Origin of the sequence: Streptomyces spongiicola (genome assembly GCF_003122365.1) — a bacterium.
GTDB lineage: Bacteria > Actinomycetota > Actinomycetes > Streptomycetales > Streptomycetaceae > Streptomyces > Streptomyces spongiicola.
The window spans coordinates 112412-139392 of record NZ_CP029254.1 but is presented as its reverse complement, the minus strand read 5'-3'; the positions used below and the strand labels follow the sequence as shown (position 1 = coordinate 139392).

The following is a 26981-nucleotide window of genomic DNA, read 5'->3' as shown; positions in this document are numbered from 1 at the left end:
CGATCCCGACGCCGCGGCACCGGCTCCGGTTCCGGCGGTTCCCCGACGGCGCCCTCCGTCCCGGTTCCGGCGGTACCCGGCGGCGCCCTCCGTCTTCGCCGTTCCGGGCCGCGGCGCCGCCGTCCCGCCCGCGCCGCCGTCCCGCCCGCGCCGCCGTCCCGCCCGCGCTGGTTCCCATGATGCTTCCCGCGCCGGTTCCCGCGCAGATCACGGCGCGGGCCGTCCCGGGACCACGGCGGGGGAGAGATAGGCCCGGTGGCCGGTCCGCGAACGCAGGTCGGGGAGGCGGTGCTCGCGCCAGCCGCGGGCGAACGCCGGAGGCGGTTTCCCCCCGGAGACGAGCACCGCGACCGGCCGCTCCATCGCCGCCCGGCCGAGAGCGGCGGGCGTGATGCTCGCGTCGTGGCCGGAGGGCTGGCGGGAGGCGCATCCGGTGCGGAACGCGACGCGCACGGCCTCCTCGCCGGAGACGACGCACGGTGGCCGCATCCCCTGGGCCCGCAGCTCCGCGGCGACGCGGCCGAAGGCCACCGTGTCCGTGCGCACCCGGTCCGCGACCCCGTCGAGCAGCCGGTACTGGACCCAGAGGTGGCCCGCGAGGGCCGCGGCCAGCACACCGACGAGGACGTTCCGACCGTGCGCCCTCGCGCGGAACGCCGCCGTCAGCGCCACGGCCGCCGGAAGGGCCAGCAGCGCGTAGGCGGGTAGCAGGAACCGCGGGGCCGCGTAGTCGACGGTGAAGAGGTACGGCAGGGCCATGGACACCCCCACCGCCGCCGCGACCGCGATCTCCGTGCGGTAGGCCGTCCGCCGGGCGGCGAGGAGGCCGGCCGCCACGACCACGGGCAGCGCGAGGAACCACAGGGACGCGGTCGGGTGCTCCCAGGCCACGTGGCAGGGGCGGCACAGCGTCCTGCCGCCCAGGGCGCGCACATGGTCGTCGACGGCGAAGTGCAGGCCCAGGTGGCCCTGGATCTCACTCGCGCGCCGCAGCCGTGCACCGAGTCCCCCGTACCGCAGGTACGCCTCGACGATCCACCCGGCGCCGCCCAGGGCGGCACCGGCCGCCGGCACCGCGATCAGGGCGATCCGGTGGCGTAGCCGCAGCACCAGTGCGGCGGCGGCGAGCGGCAGGACCAGCCACACCGCGTCGGCCGGCCGCATCAGCGCCACGAAGGCCGCCGCGGCGCCGAGGCCGGTGAGCGCCCGGCCGTCACCGGGGTCCCGGGCAGCACGCAGGAAGCAGCCCGCGGCGGCGAGCGCACCGAATGCCACCCACAGGTTCGGCATCACCTGGGGCCCGTAGAACACCGTGACCCAGAGTCCGGCGAACAGGGCTCCGCCGGTGGCGACCACGACGGTGGGCAGCAGCCCGCGCCACGCCCGCAGCGCCACGAACAGCGCGCAGCCGGAGAGCAGCGCCAGACACACGCGCAGGGCCGCCACGGAGGGTGTGACGGCGGTGAAGGGGGCGACGAGGTACGAGATGCCCCGGGCGCGTGGCGCGCTGAAGAAGGCCGCCGGCGCCTCGGGACTCACCTGGCTGACGTACACCGTCTCGTCCCAGCCGAGCCCCACACCCGGTACCGAGACGATCAGCTGGGTGAGCGCGAAGACCGCGGAGACGGCCAGCGGGGGCCAGGGCCAGCGGCGGGCGCGCGCCAGAAGCAGGCCGGTCCGGTGGGACGCCCAGCCGCTCGCGGGTCCGCCTCCGCCCGGCACACCGCCCCGGTGGCCGGGTAGCAAGCCCGAATGATCCATGCCCGTCCCCGTCGCAGAACGTGGACGGCTCTCCTGGTGTCTCCGTCCCGTGCTGTCACGCTGCGCCCGTCGCGGCGCCGCCACCACACCGGCGGGGCAGTCGGCCCACGGCACCCGTCCGAACGGGTGGGGCTCGTCACCCGGGAGGCCCCGAACGCCGTGCTTCGCCGTGCCCGGGTTCCCGCGGGCGGCGCACGGCACCGGCCCCGGTGCGCCCGAGACCGGTCGGCTTTCCGACACGGGGGCACCTGCTCCGCCCGGGACGGACGGCGGCGTGGCCGACCCGTACGGCCGCTACTCCGCGGCGGGTCGGTAGACGCACACGTGCACACCGGTGCCGCTGGTGACCGCGGAGACCAGCTCCAGGGTGCGCTTGCCGCCGTCGTCGGGGAAGACGCTCTTCCCGCCGCCGAGGAGCACCGGCATGACCAGCAGCCGGAGTTCGTCGGCCAGCCCCTCGCCGATGAGGGTGCGCGCCAGGGTCGGGCTGCCCATGACGACCAGGTCGCCCCCCTCGGTCCCGCGCAGCTCCCGGATCCGGGCGACGGCCTCGTCGCCGGGGATGCGCCTGGTGTTGTGCCAGGTCAGCCTGTCCTCGCCCAGCGTCTGCGAGACGACGTACTTCGGGAGCGCGTTCATCCTGTCGGCGAAGGGGTCCCCCGCCCGCTCCGGCCACGCGGCCGCCATCGTCTGCCAGGTGCGGCGCCCGAACAGCAGCCCCTCCGCCTTCTTCAGTGCCTCGTCGAACGCACCGCCCACCGTCTCCGGGTCGAAGAACTGGTGTGACCAGCCGCCGTGTGCGAAGCCGCCCTCGGTGTCCTCATCGGGACCACCGGGGGCCTGTACGACCCCGTCCAGGCTGATGAACTCGATGATGACGATGCGCATGGGAGTGCTCCTCTGCTCTGTTCCGGTGGACTACGTGAGGTGAGACGGCGCGGAGGGCGAAAGTTCATCGCGTGCCCTCCGCCAACACCCCGAAACCGGGTGCGGGGGTCCGGCCCGCCGCGCGGCCCGGGCCGAGACGGAGCACCGGGGACGCGCGGGCCGGCGCGGCGGAACGGATCTCTGCGCCGCGGGCGGAACGACCCGGGGGCCGCCTCTGACAGGACGCCGGTCCGGCGAGGGGGCGCTCCGCCAGGAGCGTCACCGCGTCACACCCTCACCGTCAGGCGTGGTCGGCGAGTTCCCGGACGCCCTTCCGGCGGGCGCAGTGCGCACAGCAGAAGAACTGCCCGTCGGCCTGCAGCCCGTGCCCCAGGATCCGGCACCCGCAGTTCTCGCACATCGGTGCCATTCGCTGGGCCGCGCACTCGATACTGTCGAACGTGTGAACCGCCCCGGCGGCGTGCACCTCGAACGACATCTCGTAGTCGTTGCCGCAGACTTCGCACCTGGCCATGGCTGTGCCCTTCGCGCTCCGGGGGTTGGTGACCGGAAGGTAGCGAGTGACGGCTCGCGGACCCCGCCGACACGGACGAGCGCACGGCCGACGGGCCTACACGCGCCACCCTCCCGGCCCCACCGGGGCCGACGGGCCTACACGCGCCACCCTCCCGGCCCCACCGGGGCCGACGGGCCTGCACGCGCCACCCTCCCGGCCCCACTGCGGGCGGTGGGAACCCTCCCGCCATCCGCTCCGCGTCCGCCCGGCCCCCACCGTGCCCGGACGCTGTTGGCACATCCGTGCCCGGTGCGGGCCCGCCGCCTCCGCTTGCGCACCGGGTGCCCGGGCCCAACGCCCCGCGCCGGCGCCCCCGACCGGATTCCGGCGCCCCGACCGGATTCGGTCGGCGCGGCGGGTCCGCGACCACGCCGGCGGTGGGCCCGCCCGGGCACGGTGAGAGGAGCCCGCACGTGTCGCGCCGGGCTGGAAGGGGCCGACTGGTATGCCTGTGACCGATTTCAGCGGATCCCGTACCGCCGGGAAACGGCGGGGCGGGACCGGACGAGAGGGGAACGTGTCATGGGTGAGCCGAAACCGTCGCCGCGCCGCGCCGCGGACCGTACCGGCAGGGTGCCGGCCGCCGCGTTGGCGGCGGTGCTGGCGGCGGTGCTGGTCTGGGTGCCGGGCGCCCACGCGGCCGGCCCGTCCGGCGACGGCGGTGGTGCAGTGCCGTTCGCGCAGGCGTGGGGCGGCAACGACGACGGCCAGCTCGGCACCGGCGACGGCACCGGCAGCACCGTGCCCGTAGTCGTGCCGGGCCTGACCGGGATCAGGGACCTCGCCGCAGGCCTCGGACACAGTCTGGCGCTGCTGCGGGACGGCACCGTGTGGGCGTGGGGCGGCAACGACCACGGCCAGCTCGGCAACGGCAGGTTCGCCGACAGCGGCACCCCCGTGCGGGTCCTCGGCCTCACCGGTGTGAAGGCCGTCGCGGCGGGCGACGACTTCAGCCTGGCGCTGCTGCGGGACGGCACGGTGCGGGCGTGGGGTGACAACGACCACGGCCAGCTGGGGGACGGCACGCGCGCCGACAGTTCGCTGCCCGTGCAGGTACACGGGCTCTCCGGGGTGAAGTCCGTCGCCGGAGGCGACAACCACGCCGTCGCTCTGCTGCGGGACGGCACCGTGTGGGCGTGGGGTGACAACGACCACGGCCAGCTCGGCAACGGCAGGCTCGCCGACAGCGCCATCCCCGTCCGGACGCCGGGCATCACCCGGGCCCGGGCGGTGGCCGCCGGCGGCAACCACAGCCTCGCCGTCGCGCGGGGCGGCACGGTGCTGGCCTGGGGTGACAACTTCTCGGGCCAGCTGGGCAACGGCACCAACATCAACAGCACGACTCCGGTGGAGGTACAGGCACTCACCGGGGTCGAGGCCGTCGCGGCGGGACTCGGCCACAGCCTCGCACTGGCGGGCGACGGCACGGTGTGGGCCTGGGGCGAGAACGCCTCGGGGCAGCTCGGCGACGGCACCACGACCGACAGCACCGTCCCGGTACGGGTGCTCGGCCTCAGCGGGGTGACCGCCGTCGCCAGCGACGAGGGGCACAACCTCGCTGTGACGTCCTCCTGTGACTGCCGCGGCCAAGGCCCGGCGTCCTGCGGCTGCGACGACCGGCCCTACGGGCTCCCCGTGAACGGGCGGTCCCTACCCGGCGGCGGGCCGGCCGGTCCCCGGACCACCGTCGTCAAGGCCTGGGGCGAGAACGGCCAAGGGCAGCTCGGCGACGCGACCACCGCCGACAGCAGCATCCCCGTGGGCGTGACGACCGCCATCGGGAAGGTCACCCGTATCGCGGCAGGCGGTGGACACAGCCTGGCGGGCTGAGCCCCCGCCGCCGTGCCCCTCGCCGTCGCCGTCCCCTCTCGCCTCGCCCGCTTCTCGCGCCGCTCTCGTGCCCCTCGCCTCCGTCGCCTCCTCCTCCTCCGTCGCCGTCGTCGCCGACGTACGGACCGCGGCGGTTCCGTCGGCGGCCCCCGAGTGCCCGCTTCGTCGGGACGCGGGCGCGGGCGCGGGCGCATCCGGGGCAGGGCCAGGGGCCCCGCCCGCGGCGACCGTCCCCTCGCAGGTACGCTCCCTCGCATGAGCAGCCGCCCCCGTCGTCGTGCATGGCCCCCGAGGGTCGAGGAACTGCCGCCCGCCGCCTATCTCGCCCACGACGGAGCGCTCCAGATCACCGCTACCGACTGCGAACGTTGCGGCACCCGCCTGTCCGGCATCAACGGCCGGTACGCGTGCGGGGTGTGCGGGTGGACGAACCCCTGGAACGACGGGCACCGGGATCTGCCGAGCGCCGAGGAGGACCCCGACTACCCGCACCGGCGGTAGCACCCCCGGCTTGGCAGCCGAGGGCCCGCAACACCGGAGGCGGTGCGCCCGGAGACGTACGGAGGGCCGTCCGCCACGGGGCCGCCCCCGTGGCGGACGGCCCGCGCCCGAAGCCGGACGAGTGTGTCCCGGTCGCGGCTGCCGGGAGGCACGGGCGTACCGCCGGGCCCGGGCACATCGTGTGCGTACCCCGGACGGACGAACCACCGGTGTGCCGGGCGGCCGTTGTACAGCCGGACCTCAGGAGCCGGCGGTCCGGGTCAACTCCCAGGTGTCGACGGCGAAGTCGAGCGTCATGCCGTGGCTCTCGTACAGGGCGAGGGCTCCGCTGCTGTTGTCGGTGTCGACGCCGAGGCCCATGCGGTCCCGCCCCAGTGCCGCGTAGTGCCCGAAGGCGTGGCGCAGCAGATGGCCCCCGAGTCCCCGGCCCCGCGCCTCCCGGACGACGCCGAGGTTGCCGATCCAGCCCGAGGAGGCGCGGTTGTCGTGCGTGCGCACCGCGGCCGCGTCCCCGATGCCGTCGACGTGCGCGATCCAGACGAGCGACCAGTCGGCCCGGTCGGCGTCGACGTCGTCCAGCCACTGCTCGTAGGTACGCGGCTGGAAGTCGAAGTGGTCGGCGAACGACGCCTGCAGCACCGCGTGGGCCCGCCTGCGGTCCTCCTCCGCCGAGCACGGCCGCAGCGTCACGCCGGGCGGTGGCGCGGGCACCGGGTCGGCGGCGGGTGACAGCGGGCGGGTCAGCACGTTGTAGCGGCGGACCGGGTGCCAGCCCCGCCCGCGCAGGGCGTCCACGTCCGTGGTGGGCGTGGTGTTGAGGTGCATGTGCACCACCGCCCGCGGCGCGCCGTTCAGCGCAGCCCGCTGCACGGCCCGGGCCTCCATCAGGTCGAACAGGTGGCCGGCGGCCTGCTCCCGGCCGGGGAGTGTGTACTGGTCCATGTCGATCCGCTCGTGGCCCGAGTCGTCCCAGAGCAGCCCGTACCCGACCAGCCGGCCGCCGTCGAGGAGCAGCCACGAGTCGCGCCCCAGATCCACCTCGGGATGCCTCAGATCGGCCTCGACCTCCGTCAGCGAGGTGTCGGCGCGGCCGATCTCCAGCAGGTCGATCTCATTGAGGAGGGCGCACACCGCGGCCGCGTCGTCGAGCGTCGCCGGACGCACGGTGATACCGGCCGGCGGGGAGGGGAGCGTGGTCATGGAGCCAACTGTCCGCCGCTCCGGGCCCGCACCGCAACGGAGTTTCGCGGCGGCTACGCCGTCTTCCCCGGCCCCCGGCTGTTGGGGCGGGTCACGGCGAGGGCGGCGATGTCGTCGTCGAGCCGCCCGCCGCTGTAGCGGAGCAGGTCGTGGTGGAGCCGGTCGAGCAGGTCCCGCGGCGCCGCCGGGCCGTTGCGCAGCATCCACTCCGGCAGCGGGAAGAACGCGCCGGCGCGGTCCCGGGTCTCCGTCACGCCGTCCGTGTACAGCAGCAGATGATCGCCCGGATGGAAGGGAACGGTGTCGACGTGGTAGTAGTCCCCGATGAGGGCCGCCAGATTCAGCGGCGGAGACGGGGTGGACGGCTCCAGGACGCGGATCTCACCGCGGTGTACGAGCATCGGCGGGGGGTGGCCGCAGTTGAGGATCCGGATGGCTCCGCCGTAGCGCGGGATCTCGACGAGCAGGGCGGTGGCGAAGCGCTCGGGGAGGTCCTGGGCGGGGAACGCGGCGGTGTAGCGGGTGATGCTGGTCTCCAGCCGCCGGGTGATCCCCCTGAGGTCGGGCTGGTCGTACGCGTTCTCCCGGAAGCAGTTGATCACCGCCGAGGCGGCCCCGACCGCCGACAGGCCCTTGCCCCGGACATCGCCGATGAGCAGCCGTACGCCGTAGGGGGTGTCGGCCACCTCGTAGAAGTCGCCTCCGATCCGGGCCTGCTCCTGGGCCGCCAGGTACAGCGACTCGATCTCCACGTCGTGGATACGGCTCGGCAGCGGGCGCAGCAGGACCTTCTGCGCGGCGTCGGCGACGAGCCGCACGTGGAAGAGAGCCTCCTCCCGCTGGATCCTGACATGGCTCGCGTACCCCGCGGCCAGGGTCACCAGGATGATCGCCGCACCGGTGTAGGGCATGCCCAGGTCGGTGTAGAAGAAGCTCAGGCTGACCATGACCACCAGGCAGAACGCCCCCAGCAGGAGCGTGGGGAGCACGGGCCACATGGCCGCGGCGAGCGCGGGTGCGGCGGGCAGCAGCCTGCTGAAGGCGATCTCCCTCGGTGTGGAGAACGCCAGCGAGGTGATGACGACGGTCAGGATCGCCGGCGACAGCAGGGCAGCCTGCCACCTGGCTCCGTAGAGGCGACGAGGGCGCCGCTGCCGACCGAACATGATCACAAAATGCATCATATCCGGGCAAAGGGGTGTTGGGGTGGGCCCTGTCGGCTGAGCTGACGGCCGACGAATCCCGACCGCACCCGGGCACCGGGCGGGGGCCGCCTCCGGCCGGTGCGGGCTTACGGGGGCCGTCTCCGGCCGGTACGGGGTGCGGGCTTACGGGGTGCGGGGTGCGGGGTGCGCGGAGTGAGGTCCACGGGCCGCGGGATGCGCCTCGATCGGTGCGAGTGCGAGTGCGAGTGCGAGTTGCTGTGGCGGGTGGCGGGTGCGGCGGATGAACGGCCGGGACGCGGCGCGGATTCCGTCCGTGGCCGGGGCGGCTCCGCGGGGCCGGAGCGGAACGCCCCGGCCGGTGGGCGCCAGGGCACCGACCGCTCGTGCCCGCTGCGGTCGACCCGCCCGGGCCCGCGCCGAGGTGACCCGCCGTGGTCGGCTCCGGTGGCCCTTCCGGGCCCGCGGCCAACTCGGTGGCGCGCGGCCCGGCCCGCCCCGGGCACCCGCTCGGCCTGGAGGCGCCGGGCCCGGACCGGCGGGCGCCGTACCGGCTCGGGGTGTCGGTGCCCGCGCTGCCCGCGCTGCCCGCGCTGCCCGCGCTGCCCGCGCTGCCCGCGGTACCGGTCCCCGGGCCGCCGGCGGCCGCGGTGTCAGCCCCTCCGCGCCACCAGGCGGTACGCGTTGTACAGTCCGAGGCGGCCGGCGAGGGGCGCGACCGCGTGATCCAGCAGGGCCGCGGCCGCCAGCGCCGGAACGCCCGCCAGCAGCGCGGCGCCCCGCAGCGCACGCCGTGCCGGACCGGTGGGCACAAGCCACGGCAGGTCGTCCCGCGGCACGGCCCCTTCCAGCGCCAGCCACACGGCGGCCACCAGGTCCACCGGCTCGTGCGCCGTCCGGTGCTGTTCCGCCAGCACCGTGAACCCCAGTTCCGACAGCGCGCCGCGCAGATTGCCCACCGGCATGAGATGCAGGTGCTGGGGCTGGAGCCAGGGCAGCCACCAGCGGCCGAGCAGGTGCGCGTACCGGCTCTCCGGGTCCGGCACCTCCACGACCAGAAGCCCGCCCGGGCGCAGTGACGTGCGGGCCGCCTCCAGCTCCCGCAGGGGCTCCGTGCAGTGCTCCAGGTAGTGGAACAGGCTCACCGCGTCGTACTCCCCGGCGAACTCCGGTGCCAGCTCCGTCAGGCCGCCCCGCAGGCCCCGCACCACCCGGCCCCTGCGCTCGGCGACCTCGACCCCCTCGGACCGGTCGAGCCCGTCGAACGCCACCTCGGGCAGGAGCGTCCGGGCCGTCTCGCAGAAGTGCCCGTGCCCGGTCCCCACGTCGAGCCACCGCTTCACCCCGTCGAGATGGGGCCGCACGGCCTCCGCGCGCCGCCGGTAGGACCTGGTGCGCCCGCCGAACATCGCGTCCAGCTGCTGTTCGCCGAGCCGGTCGTAGAAGTCGCGGTAGTAGAAGTCGAGCCCCCGGGCGTTGAGCCGCGGGTTCTGGAAGAGATGGCCGCAGGAGCGGCAGCGGTCGACCCGGAAGCTTCCGGGCTTGTGCTGGATCAGGTCCCGGGTCAGCAGGTGTCCGCCGATCCGGACCGAGCCGCACCACGGGCAGCCGTGGCGCAGCGGCTCGAAGAACGCCCGATGCCCGCCGGAAAGCGCGGCCCCGTACTCCGCACGCAGTGCCGCCACGGTCTCCCGCCTGGCCCGGTGTCCTCGGGAGTGCTGCTCTGGGGACGTCATCCGGCCTCCCGGCCCTTGGGGTCCTCGCGGTGCTCACGGTCCTCGCGGTGCTCACCGTTCTCAGGGGGCTCGCGGTGCTCACGGCGCTCAGGGGCCTCAGGGGTGCGGTGCTTCTCCGGGGTGCGGGGCTTCTCGGGCATTCGTTCGAGATGGTCGGCCGCGGCCGCGGCTCCGCCCGCCGCGTGCAGGGCCGATCCCACGGCGCGGGCGGCGGCCCGGTGGCCGGGGTCGTACAGCACGGCGTCCACGGCGGACCCGATACGGGCCGCGGTGGCCCGCCCGAACCGGACGCGGACCCCGGCACCCGCGGCGCACACCTGCGCGGCGACGACCGGCTGGTCGTCGCGGATCGGCGCCACGACAAGGGGGACTCCGTGCCCCAGGGCCTCGACCACCGTGTTGTGACCGGCATGGCAGACCACGGCGTCGACGTGCTCCAGCAACGCGAGCTGCGGCACGGCGGGGAGGGCGAGCAGATCCCCGTCCGGCCGGACACCACGAGCCCCCGCCGCCTCCGGGGAGCTGCCGCAGGCCCCGGCGGTGCCGGGACGGCCCCGGAGGGCTCCCTCCGGGTCGACGACGACGGCCTGCAACCGGTCCGCACGGGCCCGCAGGGCCTCGGCGCACGCCGTCAGGAAGCGCCCTCCGGCACCGGTGTTCGCGGTGCCGAGGGTGACCAGGACCGTCGCGCGCCCGGCGTCCAGCCATTCCCAGGGGAAGTCCGCGAGCGGGGGACGGGCGCCCAGCGAAGGGCCCACCCAGCGGATCGCGTCACCGCCCCGGGCGGGCGGCCCGGCCAGCTCCTGCACGGTGAACGCCAGCACCAGGCGCGGGGAGAACCGCGGATCCGCCGCGCCCTCCGGGTCCCCGATGCGCGACCGCAGCTCCCTCAGCAGCCCGTCGATCCACGCGGCGGCCTTGGGCATGCCCGCCAGCGCGTCCGTGAACTCGGCGGGCGTCGTCGCCGACGTCGCCCACGGCACTCCGAGCCGCTCCGCCACCAGCGCCCCCGCCGGAGCCTGCTGGTCCGCCACGACCACATCGGGCCGGAACGCCAGCACCGCCTCCCTTACGCCGTCGGCCATCGCGTCCGCGAGCGGCACCAGGAACCGTTCCCACAGGAACCGCAGGGCCTCCGGGCCCCGGATGTCCGCCGGCCTGACGGGGCGGTCCGCCTCCGCCCAGGACGCCGGCGAGGGGAAGACGCGCGCGTCCGGCCCGGCGAGGCGGCGCACCAGCTCGGGCACCCCCGCCCAGGCCACCGGATGGCCGCGGGCTGCCAGCTCCGCGGCGACCCCCACCAGGGGATTGACGTGCCCCACGAGCGGAGGCACGACGAACAGGTAGCGGCTCACGGGGCGTTCACCTCCGCCGGCACGGCCACCGCGAGGCGCCCCTCCCCGGGCCGCCGCCTGCCGGGGCCGCCGGTCGCGGGGTGTTCCGCGATCCACGCGAGGACCTCGTCGCGTACCCGGCCCGGGGCCTCCACCAGCACCGAGTGCTCATGGCCCGGCACCAGCACCGTCCTGCTGCGCGGCAGCAGGGACCCCAGCCACGGGGCCTGTTCGCACAGATCGGAGTCGGCTCCGTACACGGCGAGCACCGGGCGGTCCAGCAGGCGCAGCGCGTCCTCGGTGACCGGGTCGCAGACGGTGAGTTCCTCGGCGATCGCGGTGTCCCGTACCAGCCTGCCCGCGGACCTCGCGAGCCGGGCCGTGCGGCGGCCCCGGTGCGCGGTGATCCAGTCGAGCGCCTCGCTCTCGTTGACGGTCATCTCGTGCCGCACCCGGTCCAGCAGCCCGGCGATCTTGCGGGCCCAGGAGGCCGTCGCGGGCTCGGACTCGACGACCGAGACACTGGCGACCCGGTCCGGGTGGCGCAGGGCGTAGCCGAAGGACACCGTGCCGCCGAACGAGTTGCCGACGAGATGCACCCGGCCGGGGACCTCCAGCAGGTCCAGCAGTGCGCCGAGATCGTCGGTGAACCTGCCGAGGCCGTAGCCGCTGGCCGGCCTTCCGCTGCGGCCGTGTCCCCTCTGGTCGTACATGACGACGTCCAGCCCGGCCGCGGCGAACGCGGGAGCCACGGTGAAGTAGTAGCTGGCCAGGCTGTCGGTGAGCAGCCCGTGCAGCAGGACGACGGTCTCCCCGCCCCCGCCCCCGCCCCCGCGGCCGCCCCCGCGGCCGTCGGCCTGGCCGAGCCGCTGGACGTGCAGGCGGACACCGGCGGTCTCGATGATCGCCATCGGTCAGGCCGCTCCCGCGCTCTTCAGGCAGCTCGACACGTATTCGACCAGCCGGCCGACGGTCAGCTCGATGATGTCGTCGAGTTCCATCGAGGACACGAACTCGGCGAAGTTGACGTCCCGCCCGTACCGGGCCTCCAGATGACCGGCGAGGGTGACCAGGTCGATGCTCTCGAACTCCAGGTCCCTGCCGAACCGGGTGTGCTTCCCGACCTCGGTGCCGTCGAGGCCGTCGTCCTCGAGAACCTCCGCGATCATCACCGTGATGTCGGCGAGTATCGCGTCCTCGTCCGCCCCCTGCGGACCCGCCGGATGAGTCGTGGTCACCTGTCCTCCTCCTCGTGTCCGTTCCGCTGCCGTTCCGGTCCCTCGGTCCACGCCACGACGTACGAGCGCGGGGGAAGCCCCGGAGGGTTGGCCACCTCTTCGCACCTGACCCGGTACGCCCGGACCGGTGCGCCCTGTGCGCCCCGCACCTCGACCGCCAGCCGGTCCCCGGACGCCGCCACGACGGCGAAGTCCCTGGGACGGCCGTCGAATCCGGTCCCCTCCGCCTTCGCCGCCGCCTCCTTCGCCGCCCAGAAGCGGGTGAACCACAGCGCGGCCGAAGCGCCCAACCGCTCGTCGCCACCGTGGCCGGTCCGGGTGCGGCAGACCGTCAGCAGCTCGCGCTCACCGGGCGTCAGGGCCGCGGCCAGCGTGGCGCCGGACGGCTCGGCGACCTCCTCGATGTCGATGCCCGGACCGGTGACCGCGCCCCCGCCCGGGAGCTGCCGGTACGGGCGCACGATCGCCGCGGCCGCCTCGGCCCGGTGCGCGAGGGAGACGGCCAGCGGCGGCAGGGTCCGCCCGTGCGTCCCGGTCACCCGGGGGCGTCCCCGCCCGTCGTTGTCCACGCTCAGCTCGGCGGGGAAGACCGGGCCCTCGCCCCGCTGCCACAGCCACTGCCGTACGGCGTCCTTGGCGGCGATCCGGCCGAGCAGCCACTGCCGGCGGCCGCGCGGCGAATGCCGTTCGTACGCGGCGCGTTCGGCGCTCCCGAGCATGTTGCGCATGATCAGGTCGCGGGACGCCAGGTCCGGCCAGCGCTCGTGCACCAGTACCCAGCCGCCGGGACGGGCCTCCGACAGCGTGTGGCGCTCCGGGAAGCGCTCGACCGGACGCGTGTGCGGGTCGTTGTCGAACCGGCGGTCCTGCCAGCCGGTCAGCTCCGCCCAGACACGGCCGCCCGAGGTCAGCTGCGCATCCGCCTCCAGGAGGTCCGCCGTGAGCGAGGTGACGCGGACCAGGCACTCCACCGCGCTGCCGGGCCGCGGCGCGGGACCGAAGAACCGCATCTGCCTCATCCGCACCGGGAACACCACCGTCCGCTCGGTGCCGGTCGCCATGATCCAGTAGCCGAGTACCTGCCCGACGTTGTCCAGCAGCGCGCCCGGCGCCGATGGCGTCGTCAGCAGCGCACGGACGTGCCGCCGGCCGATGCCCCGCAGCGTGGTGACCCCCTGGTAGGCGGGGCCGTGGAACATCCAGCGTTCGGCGTACAGCTGGGCGGCCGAGTGGTCCGGCGCGCGTTCGCCGCCGAGTCCCGCCGGGTCCCAGGGACGCGGGGGCGCGGGGTACCGCGCGGCGACCTCCACGACACCGCGGGCGTGCGGCCCGAAGGACACGGCCAACCGCCCCGGGCCCGCGGGGGCGGTGCGGACCGCCACGTCCGCGGGCTCGGCGGCGGACAGCCACCGGTCGAACCGGGCCTCGTGCACGGCGACCGCGCGCCTGCCCGGCGCACCGCGCTCCGCCGCCTCCATCAGATGGTGGACGATCGTCGTGGCCGGGACGACGGGCCATCGGTCGGCCACCTCCGGCCAGTCCGCCCGCTGCCGGAAGAAGCAGTGGTCGAGCAGGTACGGCATCGCCGCGGTGCCCACCCGGACCGGGTACTCCGACGGGTTTCCGGGCACCTCTGGGGCCGCCCCGCCCGGGAGCGCGTCCGCGGGCGCGGCCGGACCGGGGCCCGGGGACGGGCGGACCGGGCGGGCCCCGGGAGACCGGGGGGAGGGAACGGCGGCGCGGGCGTGCGCCGGGCCGCCGGGCCGGGGAACCGGCGCGGGACGGCGGCCGGCCGCCTCGATGAGCTCGGCGGCGGTGGCCGCCGTCTCCCGCATCAGCGCGTCCAGTTCCGCCAGCGCGGGGAAGCGGTCCGCCGGGCGCCAGGCCCCGGTTCCGTTCCCGGTTCCGGGTTCGGTTTCGGGTCCGGTTCCGTTCCCGGTCACGGTCCCGGTTCTGCTGCCGGCTCTGGTCCCGGTCACGGCCTCGCTTCCGGTCACGGCCTCGCTTCCGGTCACGGTCCCGGCCCTGGCCCCGCCTCCGGTGCCGTCCCCGCCTCCGGTGCCCTCCGCCCGCTGTCCGCCGCCGACAGCGGACAGCGCTGCGGCCGCGGCGCCGGAGTGTCCCGCCGTGTCTGCGCCGGCCGTGACCGGTCCCAGCGCGGCCGTGCCGGCCGGCGCCGGAGCGGCGGGACCGGTCACGGCCGGTCCGGCCCCGGCCGCCTCCCCGCGCCCGGCCCGCATCGACAACCGCAGCCCGGCGAGCACCACCGGATCCAGCGAGACCAGCCCGCCGCCCAGGTCCAGACGTACCGTAAGCCGCGGCGCGGCGGCACCCGCCGCGCCAGCGCCACCGGCCGGCGCGGAGGCGGGCCCGGCGGGCGTGAACCCGGCATCGGGGAGGGTGCCGCGGGCCCGGCGCTCCGGCGCCCCGGCCGATCCGGTGCCGCGCCGGTCGACCACGCCGGGGTCGACCGGCGCGCCCGCCGTCCAAAGGGCCACCGCGACACGTCTCAGCTGGGCCAGGCCCGGGCGGTGCGGCGAGTTGGCGGCGACGGCGAGATGGTCCCGGCCCGCCAGCGTGTCCCCGACGAGCGACGCCAGAGCCCCCGTACCGACCTGGACGAAGACGCGGAACCCCGCCGCGTACAGCGCCTCCGTCAACTGGCGGAAGCGCACCGGCTCCAGCAGATGGCGGACGAACAGCTCGCGGATCGCGGCCTCGTCACCGGGGAAGGGGGACGCCGTCGTACCCGACCAGACCGGCACGGTCGGCGGGTGCAGTGCGAAGCGCCCGGCCGCGGCGCGGAACGGCCCCAGCGAGGGCCTCAGCATGGGCGTGTGGAATCCCGAGCGGAACGGCAGCACGCGGCACAGCACGCCCTGCGCGCGGAAGGCGCGCACGAACTCCCCGACCGCGTCCGGCGGTCCGCAGACCATCGACTGGCTCGGCGCGTTGTCGTGGGACAGGGTCACCGGCAGCCCGAGGGCCGCCAGACCCGCCAGGACCCGGTCGGCCGAGGCGCCCACCGCGGCGAAGGCGAGGTCCGGCACCTTCACCGAGTCCGGGTCGAGCGAGGCCATGAAGTCGTCGACGGCGCCCTCGGCGTACAGGCCCGCGGCCGCCATCGCCGTCCACTCGCCGATGCTGTGCCCGGCCACCGCCTCCGGCACCACGCCCATCCGGCGCAGCGCCGTGTCCAGCAGCCTGCCCACCGCGACCACGCCCAGCCCGTGCCGGCCGACGTCGCCGACCCGGGCTGCCGCCGCGCCGCTCCGCGGACCCGATCCGGTGGGCCCGAAGCGCTCGGCGACATCGTCGACGCGGGGCTCGAACTCGGCCTCCAGTCCGGGGAAGACGAAGGCGATCCGGCCCGGCCGCTCGCCGCCGAGCAGCGGGTACGGGGAGAACCACACATCACCGCGGCCGTGCCACGCCCGGCCCTTGGCGGCCACCCGGCGGGCGAGTGCCAGCCGCTTCGGCGTCGGGTCGACGATCCCCAGTCGCGTCCGCCCGACGGGCCGCCCGGCGGGTCGTTCTGCTGGCCGTTCTGCGGGTCGTTCTGCGGGTCGTTCCGCGGGGCCGGGCACCGACGCCAGCACGGTGGAGTCGTCTGCGTCCAGCCGCGCGGCGAGGCCTTCCGGTGTACCGGCGTCCAGCAGCAGCACGCGCTCCGGCTCCGCCACGGCGGTGACCGCCGGTGCCCGGCCCGGACCGCCCGGCACCCCGCCGGCGGCCGCCGGGAACGCGGCCCGCCCTCCCGGCGCGGCCGTGAACGGCCGTACCTCCGGTGCCTGTTCGAGGACGACATGGGCGTTGATCCCGCCGAACCCGAAGGCGTTCACCGCCGCCCGGCGCGGAGTGCCCCCGGGGCCCGGCTCCCAGGGCGCAGCCTCGGCGAGCGGACGGAACCGGGTGCCGGCGAGCGCGGGATGCGGATCGTCGCAGTGCAGGGTCGGCAGCAGTGTCGCGTGGTGCACGGCGAGAGCCGCCTTGACCAGGCCGGCGACCCCCGCGGCCGGCATCGCGTGGCCGATCATCGACTTCACCGAGCCGATCACGGCCGTCCGGCCGCCTTCGCCGCCCTCGCCGCTGCGGCCGTCCCGCCCGTCCGGCGGCCCGAACACCTCCCTCAGCGTGTGCAGTTCGGCCGTGTCGCCGGCGGGGGTGGCCGTGCCGTGCGCCTCCAGCAGGCCGACCGACCCCGGCGCGGCGGGGTCCAGCCCGGCCGCCTCCCACGCCTGCCGCACGGCGCGGACCTGGCCGCGCGGATCGGGGCTGGCCAGACCGGCCGTACGCCCGTCGCTGCCGACCGCGGTGCCCGTGACGACCGCGTAGATCCGGTCCCCGTCCCGCTCGGCGTCCGCCAGCCGCTTCAGCACGACCACGCCCGTGCCCTCGCCGATGAGGATGCCGTCCGCGTCCCGGTGGAAGGGGCGGATGCGCTGACTCGGCGACAGCGCGCGCAGTTGCGAGAAGACGCTCCACAGCGTGATGTCGTGGCAGTGGTGCACACCGCCCGCGAGGACCACGTCGCACCGTCCGGACGCCAGCTCGCCCACCGCCTGGTCCACGGCGACGAGCGAGGAGGCGCAGGCGGCGTCCACCGTGTAGGCGGGCCCGCGCAGGTCGAGCCGGTTGGCCAGCCGGGAGGCCGCCAGATTGGGGACCAGGCCGATGGCGTTCTCCGGCCGGTCGGGACCCAGGCGCTCGGTGAACGCCTCCCGCACCCGGGCGAGCTGCTCGGGTGCGAGGTCCGGGAGCAGTTCCCCGAGCGTGCGCACCAGTTGGGCCGCGGTGCGCACCCGCTGGTCGAGGCGGACCAGCCCCGGCGTCAGATAGCCGCCCCGGCCCAGTACGACGCCGACCCGCTCACGGGCCGGCAACCGGTCCCCGCCACCCGCGTCGGCGATGGCGGAGGCGGCCACCTGGAGCGCTATCAGCTGGTCGGGTTCGGTACCGGACACCGAGCTGGGCATGATGCCGAAGCGGGCCACGTCCACGTCCGCCAGCCCGTCCACGAAGCCGCCGCGCCGGCAGTACACCCGGTCCGCCGCGGCAGGCCCGGCCGCCTCTCCGGGACGGTAGTACGCGGCGTCCCAGCGGCCCTCGGGCACCTCGCCGATGGCGTCGGCCCCGGCGGCCAGGTTGCGCCAGTACGCCGTCAGATCGCCGGCTCCCGGCAGCAGAACGGCCATTCCCGTGATGGCGACGGGGACACCGCGGCCGCCGCCGCGGGCCGGCTCGGCGCGCCCGCCGCCCGCGGCCCGGTCCGCACCGGCACGCGCCCCTCCCTCGGCCATGTCACCACTCCGAGGCGGTGTGGACGACCGCCCCGGTCTCCGGGCCGCCCCAGGCGAGTTCCCGTAGCAGTGCGAGTGGCCCCTCCTCGGGGTCGATGAGGGTGATCCCGCGCTCGGCGTAGGCCCGGGCGAGTTCCGGCTGGACCATCCCGGTGTGGAGGCCGCCGGGGGCCCATGGGCCCCAGTGGACCGTCAGCGCCCGCCGTCCGGTACGGGCTCCCCACTGGTCGCCGAGGGTCTCCAGGGCGTCGTTGGCCGCCGCGTAGTCCGCCTGGCCCCGGTTGCCGAGCACCGCGGAGATGCTGCCGAACAGCACCACGAACGAGGGCCCGCCGTCGGGGAGTTCGTCGAGGGCCGAGAGCAGCGCGGCGGCCCCGTCGGCCTTGGTGCGGTAGACCCGCTCGAAGGACTCGGCGGACTTGTCGGCGATGAGCCGGTCCTCGATGACCCCCGCCGCGTGGACGACCCCGTCGAGGCGCCCGTGGTCGGCGTGGATCTCCTTCACCGCCTGGAGTACGGCCGCGGAGTCGCGGCAGTCGGCACCGCGGTAGCGGACCCGGCTCCCGGCGGCCTCGAGCGCGGTCAGGGTCGCGGATATCTCCCGCTGTGCGAGGAGCAGTCCGGCCGCCCGGTCGACGTCGGCGGGGGAGCCGTAGCCGCCCTGTGCGGCGAGCACGCTGCGCAGGGCCGACCGGTCGCGGGCCGCCGCCGTCAGCGGGTCCTCCGGTCCGGTGGGAGCGGGAGTCCTGCCGAGCAGTTCGACGCGGCAACGGGAGGCGCGTGCCAGCGCGACGGCGCAGGCCGCCGTGATGCCCCGGGCCCCGCCGGTGAACAGGACGACGGAGTCCTCGTCGAGGCCCAGCGCCGCCGCTTCGGCCGCCCCCTCCCCGGCCGGTCCCGCGCCGGTCAGCGCCGTCAGCCCCAAGGGTGCCTCGGCCAGCTCCCACCCGTGACGGCCGTCGGCGTCACGCACGACGACCGGCGTGCCGCCGGCGGCACCCAGCTCCTCGACGACCGCGGCGGCGGCGCCGTCCGGCGTGCGCAGCCGACCGGCCCCGCCGCCCGGGTCGAGGTCGAGCACCGTCGCCTCGGTGTCCGGGTACTCCCGGGCGATGGTGCGGAAGAGCCCGCGCAGCCCCGCCGAACGCCCGGCCGCCCGGCCCTCCTCGGCCAGCCGTACGGCCACCAGCCGTGCGGGACGGCAGGCCAGCGCGGCCTTCACGGACTGGAAGGCGGCCGGCAGGACCGGCGGTCCGGACACCGCCAGCGGGTCGAGGAGGACGATGCCGTCGAACGGGTCGAGGCCCTCCGGCGGCAGCGGCTCCCGCCCGGTGCCGAGGACGACGGGCAGGGCCCCGTGCCGCTCCAGCTCCGCCGCGAGCGCACCCGCGGTCCCGGCGAGCGCGCCGTCCCCGTCGCCGAGCAGTGCGAACCGCCTTCCCCGCAGGGCCGCGGGCGCCGTCGCCCCCGGACCGCCGGCCAGGGGCACCTTCCGCGCCCGGAGGCGTCTCGGCGCCGCGACCGGGGGGACCGCCGCGGCCGGGGGGGCCTGCGCCGCTCCGGTCGCCCCGGTGCCGACGGAGTCCGCGGTGTTCCCGCTGCCCGCGGTCTCCGACGGGTCGGCGGTGCCTGCGGGGCTTGCGGTCTCCGACGGGTCGGCGGTGCCCGCGGGGCTTGCGGTCTCCGACGGGTCGGCGGTGCCCGGGGTGCCTGCGGTCTTCGAGGGGCCGGCGGTGCCCGCGGGGTCCGAGAGGCCCCTGAAGTCCCCTGCGTCCGGGGTGTCCCCGGCGTTCCCGGCGTTCCCGATGCTTCCTGCGTTCCCGGTGCTCCGGGCGTCCTTGAACACCCCGGTCTGTTCGGCGTTCCAGGCGTCCCCGGGGTTCCCGGGGCTGATGGCGTCTGCGGGGTTTATGGCGTCTGCGGGGTTTATGGCGTCCGCGGCGTCCGCGGCACGGGAGAGGTCCGAGGGATGCGGTCGCTCTCCCGGCCCCGCCGGGGCCGGGAACGGGAACGGGACGGCCGCCGGAACCGGCCCGTCGGCGTCCACGTCCCCGGTGGCGGCAGGCACTGCGGCAGGCAGCGGTGACCGCAGGGCCACGGGGGCCGCGGGCCCGTCGCACGCCTCCTCCCCGGCATCCGGCAGCAGGGCGCGGATCCTCGCAGCGAGGGTCTCGGCGGTCCTCGCCCGGGACAGCTCCTCCATCGCGGTGTCGTCCAGCGGACCGCTGTCCGCCGGCATCGCCCCGGCCGCGGCCAGCCGTCCGGCCAGCTCTCCGACGATCTCGGTCCGCTTGATCGAGTCGATGCTCAGATCCGCTTCCAGGTCGAGACCGGGCTCGACCATGTCGGCCGGATAGCCCGTGCGCTCACTGATGATGTCCACGATCATGTGCAGCACGTCGGCGCCGGACCGCGGCACGGCCGCCTCCGCGTCGCCGCCGGAGGCGGCCGTTCCCGCCGTCTCCGCCGTTCCCGCCGTCTCCGCAGTACCCGGCGTCCCCGGCTGCGGCCCCGGAATCCTCCCGGTGGTGGTGCCGCTGTCCCGTGTATACGGGCTGCGCGCGGGCGTGGCGGACGCGGAGGGGTCGGCCGCCGGGGCGGGAAGCGGGTCGCCGGACGCCCGGCCGCCGAAGTACGTCAGCAGGACGTCGCGTTGCGCCGCCACCATCTCCCTGCTCGTCCGCAGGAACTCCGAGACCAGCGCGTCCCGGCCGGTCGCGGCGTCCTCGCCCGCCCAGCCCCCGTGTTGACTCGTCACAGTCGCCTCCGCGACACGTCGGGCCGGTGCCAGCGCACCGGGCAGGAGTTCACCGGACGCGGCACGGACGAGGTGTCCGTCGACCGTCCATCCGGCGGGCCGCTCGCGCCCGGCCCGGCTCGGGTCCACCGCGTCGCGTCCGCGGAACATCCATCCGGTGGCGACCGGCAGCCCGGCCACCGCGAGCCGGGCCAGCGCGTCGAGGAGGTCCGGCAGTCCGCTCCCCGGCCGGGGAGCGCAGGCGACGGTCAGATGCGGCCGGTCCCCGAGGATGTCGGCCACCAGCCCGGTCAGCGCTCTTCCCGGGCCGCACTCGACGAAGACCCGGGCTCCTGCCGCGTACATCGCCTCGACCTGCTCGGCGAACCGCACGGGCGCACCGATCTGCGCGGCCAGTTCCGCGCGGATCCCGCCGGGGGAGGCCGGGTAGGGCGCCGCGGTACGGTTCGACCACACCGGGAACTCCGGTGCCCGCAGCGGGTGTTCACTCAGCGTCCGGGCGAACCGCTCACCCGCCGCCGCGACCAGCGGGCTGTGGAAAGCGCACGCCACCGGCAGGCGCTTCGCCCCGAGTCCGGCGTCGCGCAGCAGCCGCAGCGCGGTGTCGACCGCGGCGGTGGGACCGGAGACCACCGTCTGCCGCGGTGTGTTGCGGTTGGCCACGACGAGCCCGCCGCCCAGGAGCCCGCCGTCCGGGAGTCCGCCGTCCGGGAGTCCGCCGTCCGGGAGTCCGCCGTCCGGGAGTCCGCCGTCCGGGAGTCCGCCGGGCGCGCCGTCGCCGCCGTGTCCGCCGCGGCCCTCGCCGCGGCTGCCGGTGGTGCCCAGGATCCGCTCGACGTCAGCCGGGGAGGCGGCCACCGCCGCCATGGCCCCCGGGTCGTCCCCGGCCGCCGCGAGGATCGCGGCGGCCCGTTCCGAGCTGAGCGTCAGCAGGGTCTCGGGATCCACCACCCCGGCGGCGCTCAGGGCGACCAGTTCCCCGTAGCTGTGGCCCGCCGCCATGTCGGGGACGACCCCGGCCCGGTTCAGCAGCGTGTAAGCGGCGAGGCCCGCCATGCCGAGCGCCGGCTGCGCTGCCCGGGTGTCGGTGAGGGCGGCGGTGCGGCGCCCGCTCGCCGCCTCCGTGAAGGCGGCCGGGGGATACAGCGCGGACGACGTGCCGCCGTCGAGCGCCAGCAGGTGCTGCAACTCGGGGAAGGCACCGAAGAGGCCGGCGAACATGCCCGTACGCTGGCTGCCCTGCCCGGGGAAGAGGAAGGCGACCCTGCCCACGCCGCGCCCGCTCCGGGGCCCATCGTCCGCCGCGCCGGCCGTTCCCGCCGTTTCCGCTGTGCCGGCCGTTTTCGCCGCGCCAACCGTACGCACTGCGCCCACTGCGCCCACTGCGCCCACTGCGCCCACTGCGCCCACTGCGCCCACTGCGCCCACTGCGCCCACTGCGTCCGCCGTGCCGGGGGCGCCCGCGGCCGGCGCCTCGTCATCGGCGAGGTGGACACCGGCAGCCGGATCGTGTTCACCGTCCAGGGCGCGCCGCAACCGCAGGCGCAGCCCCTCGGGATCCTCCGCCACGACGGCGATCCGCACCGGGCCCCGGTCCGTCTCGGCGCGCCGCGACGCGGCGAGCGCCAGATCCCGCAGCCGCCACCCGCCGGTCCCGTCCCCGGCCGGCGAAGCCGTCTGCAGCAGCCACTCCGCGGCCCGGCGGGCGGCCGCCGCGTCCGCCCCGCGGAACAGGAACAGCTCCGCGGGCCACGCGGCACGCCCGTGCGGGGGCGGCGCCCCGCCGCCGTGAGCGCCGAGCACCACATGGAAGTTGGTGCCTCCGAAGCCGAACGCGCTCAGGCCCGCCATCCGCCGCTCGGGTGGCGCGGCCCACGGCAGCGCCTCGCGGTGGAAGACGAACGGGCCGCGGTCCTCCTCCCAGGCGGCGTTGGGCCGCTCCAGGTGCAGGGTGGGCGGCCGTACGCCGGTGTGCAGGGCCATCACCGTCTTGATCAGCCCGGCCAGGCCCGCAGCGCACTTGGTGTGCCCGATCTGGGACTTGACCGACCCCAGGACACAGCCGCCCGGGGCGGCGCCCGCCTCCTCGAACACCTCGGTGAGGACGCCCAGTTCGGTTCTGTCGCCGACGACGGTGCCCGTCCCGTGGGCCTCCACCAGCCCCACCTCGGCGGGCGATGTCCCCGCGTTGCGGTGCGCCCGCTCCAGGGCCCTGCGCTGCCCCTCGGGGCGCGGCGCCGTCAGCCCCAGGGACCGGCCGTCACTGGAGCTGCCGATGCCCTTGACCACCCCGTACACGCGGTCGCCGTCCCGCTCCGCGTCGGCCAGCCGCTTCAGCACCACGCACGCCACGCCCTCCCCGAGGGTGATCCCGTCGGCCGAGCCGTCGAAGGCCCGGCAGCGGCCCGTGGGGGAGAGGGCGTGCACCGAGGAGAACAGCAGATAGTCGTTGATGCCGTTGTGCAGGTCGGCGCCTCCGCACAGCATGATGTCGCTGGTGCCCGCGACCAGTTCCTTGCAGGCGACGTCCACCGCCGCGAGGGAGGAGGCGCAGGCCGCGTCGACGGTGAAGTTCGGCCCGCCCAGGTCGAGCCGGTTCGCTATCCGCCCGGAGATCACATTGGCGAGCATCCCGGGGAACGAGTCCTCGGTCAGCGGCGGCAACTGCTCCTCCAGGCCCTTCGGCACCTCGCCGAGGTACGAGGGGAGCACCGCGCGCAGCGTGGTCGCGTGGGACAGGTCGCTGCCCGGCTCGGCGCCGAACACCACACCCGTCCGCGTGCGGTCGAAGGTCCTGCCGCCGTCACCCAGCCCCGCGTCGTCCAGCGCCCGCCGCGCGGCCTCGAGGGCCAGCAGCTGCACGGGCTCGATGCTGCCCAGAGAGGCGGGAGGGATGCCGTAGCGCAGTGCGTCGAAGGGGATCGGAGGCAGGAACCCGCCCCAGCGGGAGATGACCGCACCGCCCGCCTCGACGCCGTGCACATCGGGATCCCAGCGGTCGCGGGGCACTTCCCCGACCGAGTCGACCCCGTCGAGGACGTTGGCCCAGAACGACGCCAGGTCGGGTGCACCCGGGAACATGCAGGCCATGCCGACCACCGCGACGTCCAACGGGCGCGGCGGCTCCGGTCGGGTCCGGGCTTCCGCCCGCCCGCCGAGCCCGGTGCCGGACGCCAGTGCGGATGCCCGGTCGGTGAGGAAGCGCGCCGCGCCCTCGGTGACGGCGGAGTGCAGCCCCGCGAGGGTGGTGGTGGCCGACCTCAGCACCGCCACCTCGCCGGCCATGAACATTCCCTCCGCGAGCTGGCGTTCCTCGCCGACCGTCCCGAGGCCGCCTTCGGCGGTGCGCTCCACGCCCTTGGCCGCGATCCGCAGCCTGCCGACGTTCAGCCGCTCCAGCCGCTCCCAGACCTCCCGTTCGGCGAGTCCCTCCTCGCGCATGCGGACCGACAGGGCGCCGAACGACTCGCTGAACGGGCTCGGCACACAGCGGGTGGCATGGCCGGGCGCCGTCTCCAGGAGCGAGGTGCGTTCAGCCTCCAGCACCCGGCGCTGGAAGAGCGGCCGGACGGCGCCGTGGGCGACCGCCTCCTCGGTGAACAGGTACGCCGTGCCCATCAGGGTGCCCACCGCGCAGCCGCGCGCGGTCAGCGGGGCGGCGAGCGCGGCCGCCATCGCGGCGGAGCGCTCGTCGTGGATGCCGCCCGCGAGGAAGACCTCGATCCGCCCGGCGGTGGCCCGCGCCTGCTCGTCCCCCTGCCGGGCGAGCCCGTCGAGGAAGTCCTCCAGCACCGCCAGCTGGGCCTCCCAGAGGGGGAAGCTGTTGCGGGGGCCGACATGGCCGCCGCACTCGGCGCCCTCGAAGACGAACCGGCGGGCACCGGCGTCGAGGAACTGCCGCAGCAGGCCCGGCGAGGGCACGTGGAGGAACGCCTTGATCCCGGCCTCCTCCAGCATCCGGGCCTGGGACGGCCGGCCGCCCGCCACGATCGCGTGGGTGGGACCGGCCGCCCGGACCGCGGCCAGCTGGGCGGCCCTCGTCTCCTCGGGCGCGAAACCCAGGATGCCGACCCCCCAGGGCCTGCCGTGCAGGACCTGCCGTGCCTGCTCCAGCATCGCCGTCGAGCGCTCCGCACCCGCGAGCGCGAGGGCGATGAAGGGCAGAGCCCCGTCGCCGGCGACGGCGGCGGCGAAATCGGCGCCGTCGCTCACCCGGGTCATCGGGCCCTGGGCGACCGGCAGCCGGGTCCCGAGGGCCCGGCTCATCGGCGAGTCCGGCCCCAGGGCCCGGACCGCGGCGCCGTCGCCCGCGCCGTCGGTCACGGCGTCCCGCACGGCACCGGCCACCGCGCGGACCGCGCGGCCGGCGTCCCCCCAGCGCTCGGCGAACAGGGCCGCGAGGCCGGCGTCCTGCCCCGCGGGCAGGCCGGGGGGCTGGTCGGACGCGTCGCCGGTGCCCGCGGACCGCCCGGCGGGGCCGCGCCGGCGCAGCGTACGGCGGCCGCCGGACACCACGGTCTGCGAGCCGTCGGCCGTCCGCAGGAGCGCCGCGGCCTCCCCGGGCAGCTGCGACTCGGCCAGCAGGGCAAGCTGGGTGTCCAGCACCACCCCGGCGGCCCCGCCCACCACGGCGGCCGCCGCGGTGCGCGGTGCGATCCCGCCGCAGGCCCACACCGGAACCCCCGGCCCGTCCGCCGAGAGGAGCTGCTGGAGCAGTACGAAGGTGCTCAGCTCGCCGACGGGGCCCCCGCACTCGCTGCCGCGTGCGATCAGGCCGTCGGCCCCGGAGTCCACGGCACGGCGGGCCGACTCCGGCCCGGTCACCTCCACCAGTACGCGGAGCCGGATGTCCGGCGGGACCGCGGACGGACCCCAGGAGGAGTCCGGCGCGAGCACCACCGTGTCCGGACCGCCCGGGGAGCCGAGTTCCGGGAGGAGTTCCCCGGGGCCGGGCCGGCAGCGGGGGCCGATCCGCACGCCGTAGCGCCCGGGTGCCCATCGGCGCACCGCCGCCAGGGCATCTCTCGCCCTCCGGTCGCCCTGCCCCAGGTCGAGCACTCCGAGCCCACCGGCGCGGCTCACCGCGGTGGCGAGGCGGGCGTCAGGTTCACCGAAGGGGGTGATTCCGATGACCAGGTCCACATTGCGCTCTACCGAATTCATCATTCCCCGAAAAGGCTTTGGTGTTGCCCGGAGGTTAAATGTCGGCTGATCGGCGGTGCGGGGCGTGCGGGATCTCGCAATACTCGCGGAAATCAATTCAGTTCATTCGCGCGGCGGTTCGAAAGATAGCGGCAAGTTACTCAAGGGTCAACCATCGGTCAATGGTGGTCCCTGGCCTGCCGGGACAGTCGCGAAGAGAGGGTGGAAAAGCGCGGGCATGACGAAATGGGGCAGCGGGCCGGAGGCCCGGCAGCCCGGGGGCGCCACGGAATTTCGCGAGGGGGAGGAGCGGGAGGCGCGGGGGAAGAGGTGGGGGATTCCGGCGGCGCGGCCCGTCATCCTGGCGTCTCGGTCATGCGGTGTCAACGTGATCGCCGGGATTCTCCGCCCGTTCGATGGCCGGCGTTGGCTGATTGGCGACGCCCGCCGTCCGTGCCCTTCCGAACGGGCGGGCGCCTTCTGCGCGTTCACCTGGCGATGCTCCCCGGAGCGAACGCCCGGGCGCCCCGGAGAGCCCATTGCGGAATGAATGCGTCCGGCCGAATCGCGCCGATGCCGCCGGTTCGGGGGCTCGGGGGTGCGGGGGCGGTCCGACCGGCGGAGAACCCGGGGACGGACGCGAGGGGCCGAGCGTGGCTGCCGCCCCGCCCGGCGTGCTCCGGCACCGCGTGACGCTGCCCGCTGCCACCCGCACACCGGCGGCGGACGCGGTCCCGCCGACCGGCCCGCCGCGGCCCGGCCCGGCCCGGCGACCAGCGGTCGGCACGGCGACCCGTGGGCGACCGGCGGCGTACGGCCCACCCGATACGGCGTCGAGTCCGTCGCTTGTGCCCACACGCTGAGGGTCCCGCTCGGTGGTGCTCACACGGTGGTGCCCACACGGTGGCGCTGGTCCGGTGCGCTGACCCGCGGGGTTTCGCTCGGTGGGGCTCACACCGTGGGGCTCATTCGTCGGCGCGGGTCCGGTAGCGCGGGTCCGGTGCGCTGACCCGCGGGGGCTCATCCGGCAGGGAAGGTGAGCCGCAGCACGATCTCCCCGTCGTCGATCTCGCCGGTGGGTCGGAACCCCAACTTCCGGTAGAACGGCCACGGTTCACCGTCGCCGGGCTCATAGCTGGTCAGCAGTTCGGTGGCGCCGTCGGCACGGACCAGCGCGGCCACCTGGGCGAGGACCTCGCGGCCGATGCCCAGCCGCTGGTACCTCTTGTCGACGAGGAGGCGCCAGAGGAAGTGCCGTCCCCGGAAGGGACCGGTGGGCGGTTTCCACGCCAGCATCACGAACCCGACCGGCTCGTCACCGCGGTAGACGGCCCGGTACCACGGGTGCGCCCCGGGCGTCTTCGCCGCCTCCTTCAGCGACTTGGACACGGAGGCGACGAACTGCTTCTGGTTCCGCCGGACCCGAAGGGAGCGAACGGCGTCCCGGTTGTCGTCGGTGATCTCCCGTAGCTGCACACCCGGGGACTTCATGCCACCGCACACCTTCCTGCCTCCGGCGGCCGAGCCGTCCGGACCGACCTGACGAGCCGCCACCGGGCGGCGAGAACCGCCGT

14 protein-coding genes are annotated in these 26981 nt (G+C 75.9%); 2 read left to right on the top strand and 12 right to left on the bottom strand.

All coding sequences use genetic code 11. The features are described 5' to 3' along the window. Nucleotides 1-207: 207 nt before the first annotated feature. The 3 genes from DDQ41_RS00530 to DDQ41_RS00520 all read right to left on the bottom strand — a co-directional run bounded on the left by DDQ41_RS00530 (nt 208) and on the right by DDQ41_RS00520 (nt 3163). Entirely contained in the window at nt 208-1761 is a 1554-nt protein-coding gene (locus tag DDQ41_RS00530) for a hypothetical protein (RefSeq protein WP_109292657.1), read from the bottom strand. A gap of 294 nt (nt 1762-2055) precedes the next feature. Next, a complete protein-coding gene (locus DDQ41_RS00525; protein WP_109292656.1) occupies nt 2056-2649 on the bottom strand; it encodes a dihydrofolate reductase family protein in 594 nt (197 codons plus the stop codon). Nucleotides 2650-2929: 280 nt separating this feature from the next. Next, nucleotides 2930-3163 carry a hypothetical protein gene (locus DDQ41_RS00520; protein ID WP_109292655.1) on the bottom strand — a complete coding sequence of 78 codons (234 nt, stop codon included), beginning with the start codon at nt 3161-3163 and terminating at the stop codon, nt 2930-2932. Between the two features lie 564 nt (nt 3164-3727). On the opposite strand from DDQ41_RS00520, the gene DDQ41_RS00515 reads away from it, so the two are divergent. Then, on the top strand, nt 3728-5035 hold the full coding sequence (locus DDQ41_RS00515) for an RCC1 domain-containing protein (RefSeq protein WP_109292654.1): 1308 nt from the start codon (nt 3728-3730) through the stop codon (nt 5033-5035). 255 nt (nt 5036-5290) lie between these two features. Further along, nucleotides 5291-5536, top strand: coding sequence for a hypothetical protein (locus tag DDQ41_RS00510; protein WP_109292653.1), 246 nt, complete (start codon nt 5291-5293; stop codon nt 5534-5536). 240 nt (nt 5537-5776) lie between these two features. On the opposite strand, the gene DDQ41_RS00505 is transcribed toward DDQ41_RS00510, so the two are convergent. The 9 genes from DDQ41_RS00505 to DDQ41_RS00460 form a co-directional block, all read right to left on the bottom strand. Next, a complete protein-coding gene (locus DDQ41_RS00505; RefSeq protein WP_109292652.1) occupies nt 5777-6736 on the bottom strand; it encodes a GNAT family N-acetyltransferase in 960 nt (319 codons plus the stop codon). Between the two features lie 53 nt (nt 6737-6789). Further along, nucleotides 6790-7908, bottom strand: coding sequence for a PP2C family protein-serine/threonine phosphatase (locus tag DDQ41_RS00500; RefSeq protein WP_109292651.1), 1119 nt, complete (start codon nt 7906-7908; stop codon nt 6790-6792). A gap of 644 nt (nt 7909-8552) precedes the next feature. Next, complete coding sequence (locus tag DDQ41_RS00490; protein WP_394342112.1) at nt 8553-9635, bottom strand: class I SAM-dependent methyltransferase; 1083 nt, start codon at nt 9633-9635, stop codon at nt 8553-8555. After that, nucleotides 9632-10990, bottom strand: coding sequence for a glycosyltransferase (locus DDQ41_RS00485; RefSeq protein ID WP_262508311.1), 1359 nt, complete (start codon nt 10988-10990; stop codon nt 9632-9634). The genes DDQ41_RS00490 and DDQ41_RS00485 overlap by 4 nt, the downstream gene beginning before the upstream one ends. After that, entirely contained in the window at nt 10987-11880 is an 894-nt protein-coding gene (locus tag DDQ41_RS00480) for an alpha/beta fold hydrolase (RefSeq protein WP_109292648.1), read from the bottom strand. Before DDQ41_RS00480 ends, DDQ41_RS00485 begins: the two co-directional genes overlap by 4 nt. 3 nt (nt 11881-11883) lie before the next feature. Further along, nucleotides 11884-12207, bottom strand: coding sequence for an acyl carrier protein (locus DDQ41_RS00475; protein ID WP_109292647.1), 324 nt, complete (start codon nt 12205-12207; stop codon nt 11884-11886). Then, entirely contained in the window at nt 12204-17507 is a 5304-nt protein-coding gene (locus DDQ41_RS00470; RefSeq protein ID WP_109292646.1) for a type I polyketide synthase, read from the bottom strand. Before DDQ41_RS00470 ends, DDQ41_RS00475 begins: the two co-directional genes overlap by 4 nt. Nucleotide 17508: 1 nt before the next feature. Then, nucleotides 17509-25428 carry a type I polyketide synthase gene (locus DDQ41_RS00465; RefSeq protein ID WP_109292645.1) on the bottom strand — a complete coding sequence of 2640 codons (7920 nt, stop codon included), beginning with the start codon at nt 25426-25428 and terminating at the stop codon, nt 17509-17511. Nucleotides 25429-26427: 999 nt separating this feature from the next. Continuing rightward, nucleotides 26428-26898: a GNAT family N-acetyltransferase gene (locus DDQ41_RS00460; protein WP_262508310.1), complete on the bottom strand. Its 471-nt coding sequence runs from the start codon at nt 26896-26898 to the stop codon at nt 26428-26430. Nucleotides 26899-26981 lie beyond the last annotated feature (83 nt).

What these genes read in the sequence shown, in the direction of transcription:
- DDQ41_RS00530 (WP_109292657.1), bottom strand. Translation starts at nt 1,761, where the DNA reads ATGGATCATTCGGGCTTGCTACCCGGCCACCGGGGCGGTGTGCCGGGC.
- DDQ41_RS00525 (WP_109292656.1), bottom strand. Translation starts at nt 2,649, where the DNA reads ATGCGCATCGTCATCATCGAGTTCATCAGCCTGGACGGGGTCGTACAG.
- DDQ41_RS00520 (WP_109292655.1), bottom strand. Translation starts at nt 3,163, where the DNA reads ATGGCCAGGTGCGAAGTCTGCGGCAACGACTACGAGATGTCGTTCGAG.
- DDQ41_RS00515 (WP_109292654.1), top strand. Translation starts at nt 3,728, where the DNA reads ATGGGTGAGCCGAAACCGTCGCCGCGCCGCGCCGCGGACCGTACCGGC.
- DDQ41_RS00510 (WP_109292653.1), top strand. Translation starts at nt 5,291, where the DNA reads ATGAGCAGCCGCCCCCGTCGTCGTGCATGGCCCCCGAGGGTCGAGGAA.
- DDQ41_RS00505 (WP_109292652.1), bottom strand. Translation starts at nt 6,736, where the DNA reads ATGACCACGCTCCCCTCCCCGCCGGCCGGTATCACCGTGCGTCCGGCG.
- DDQ41_RS00490 (WP_394342112.1), bottom strand. Translation starts at nt 9,635, where the DNA reads ATGACGTCCCCAGAGCAGCACTCCCGAGGACACCGGGCCAGGCGGGAG.
- DDQ41_RS00480 (WP_109292648.1), bottom strand. Translation starts at nt 11,880, where the DNA reads ATGGCGATCATCGAGACCGCCGGTGTCCGCCTGCACGTCCAGCGGCTC.
- DDQ41_RS00470 (WP_109292646.1), bottom strand. Translation starts at nt 17,507, where the DNA reads ATGGCCGAGGGAGGGGCGCGTGCCGGTGCGGACCGGGCCGCGGGCGGC.
- DDQ41_RS00465 (WP_109292645.1), bottom strand. Translation starts at nt 25,428, where the DNA reads ATGAATTCGGTAGAGCGCAATGTGGACCTGGTCATCGGAATCACCCCC.
- DDQ41_RS00460 (WP_262508310.1), bottom strand. Translation starts at nt 26,898, where the DNA reads ATGAAGTCCCCGGGTGTGCAGCTACGGGAGATCACCGACGACAACCGG.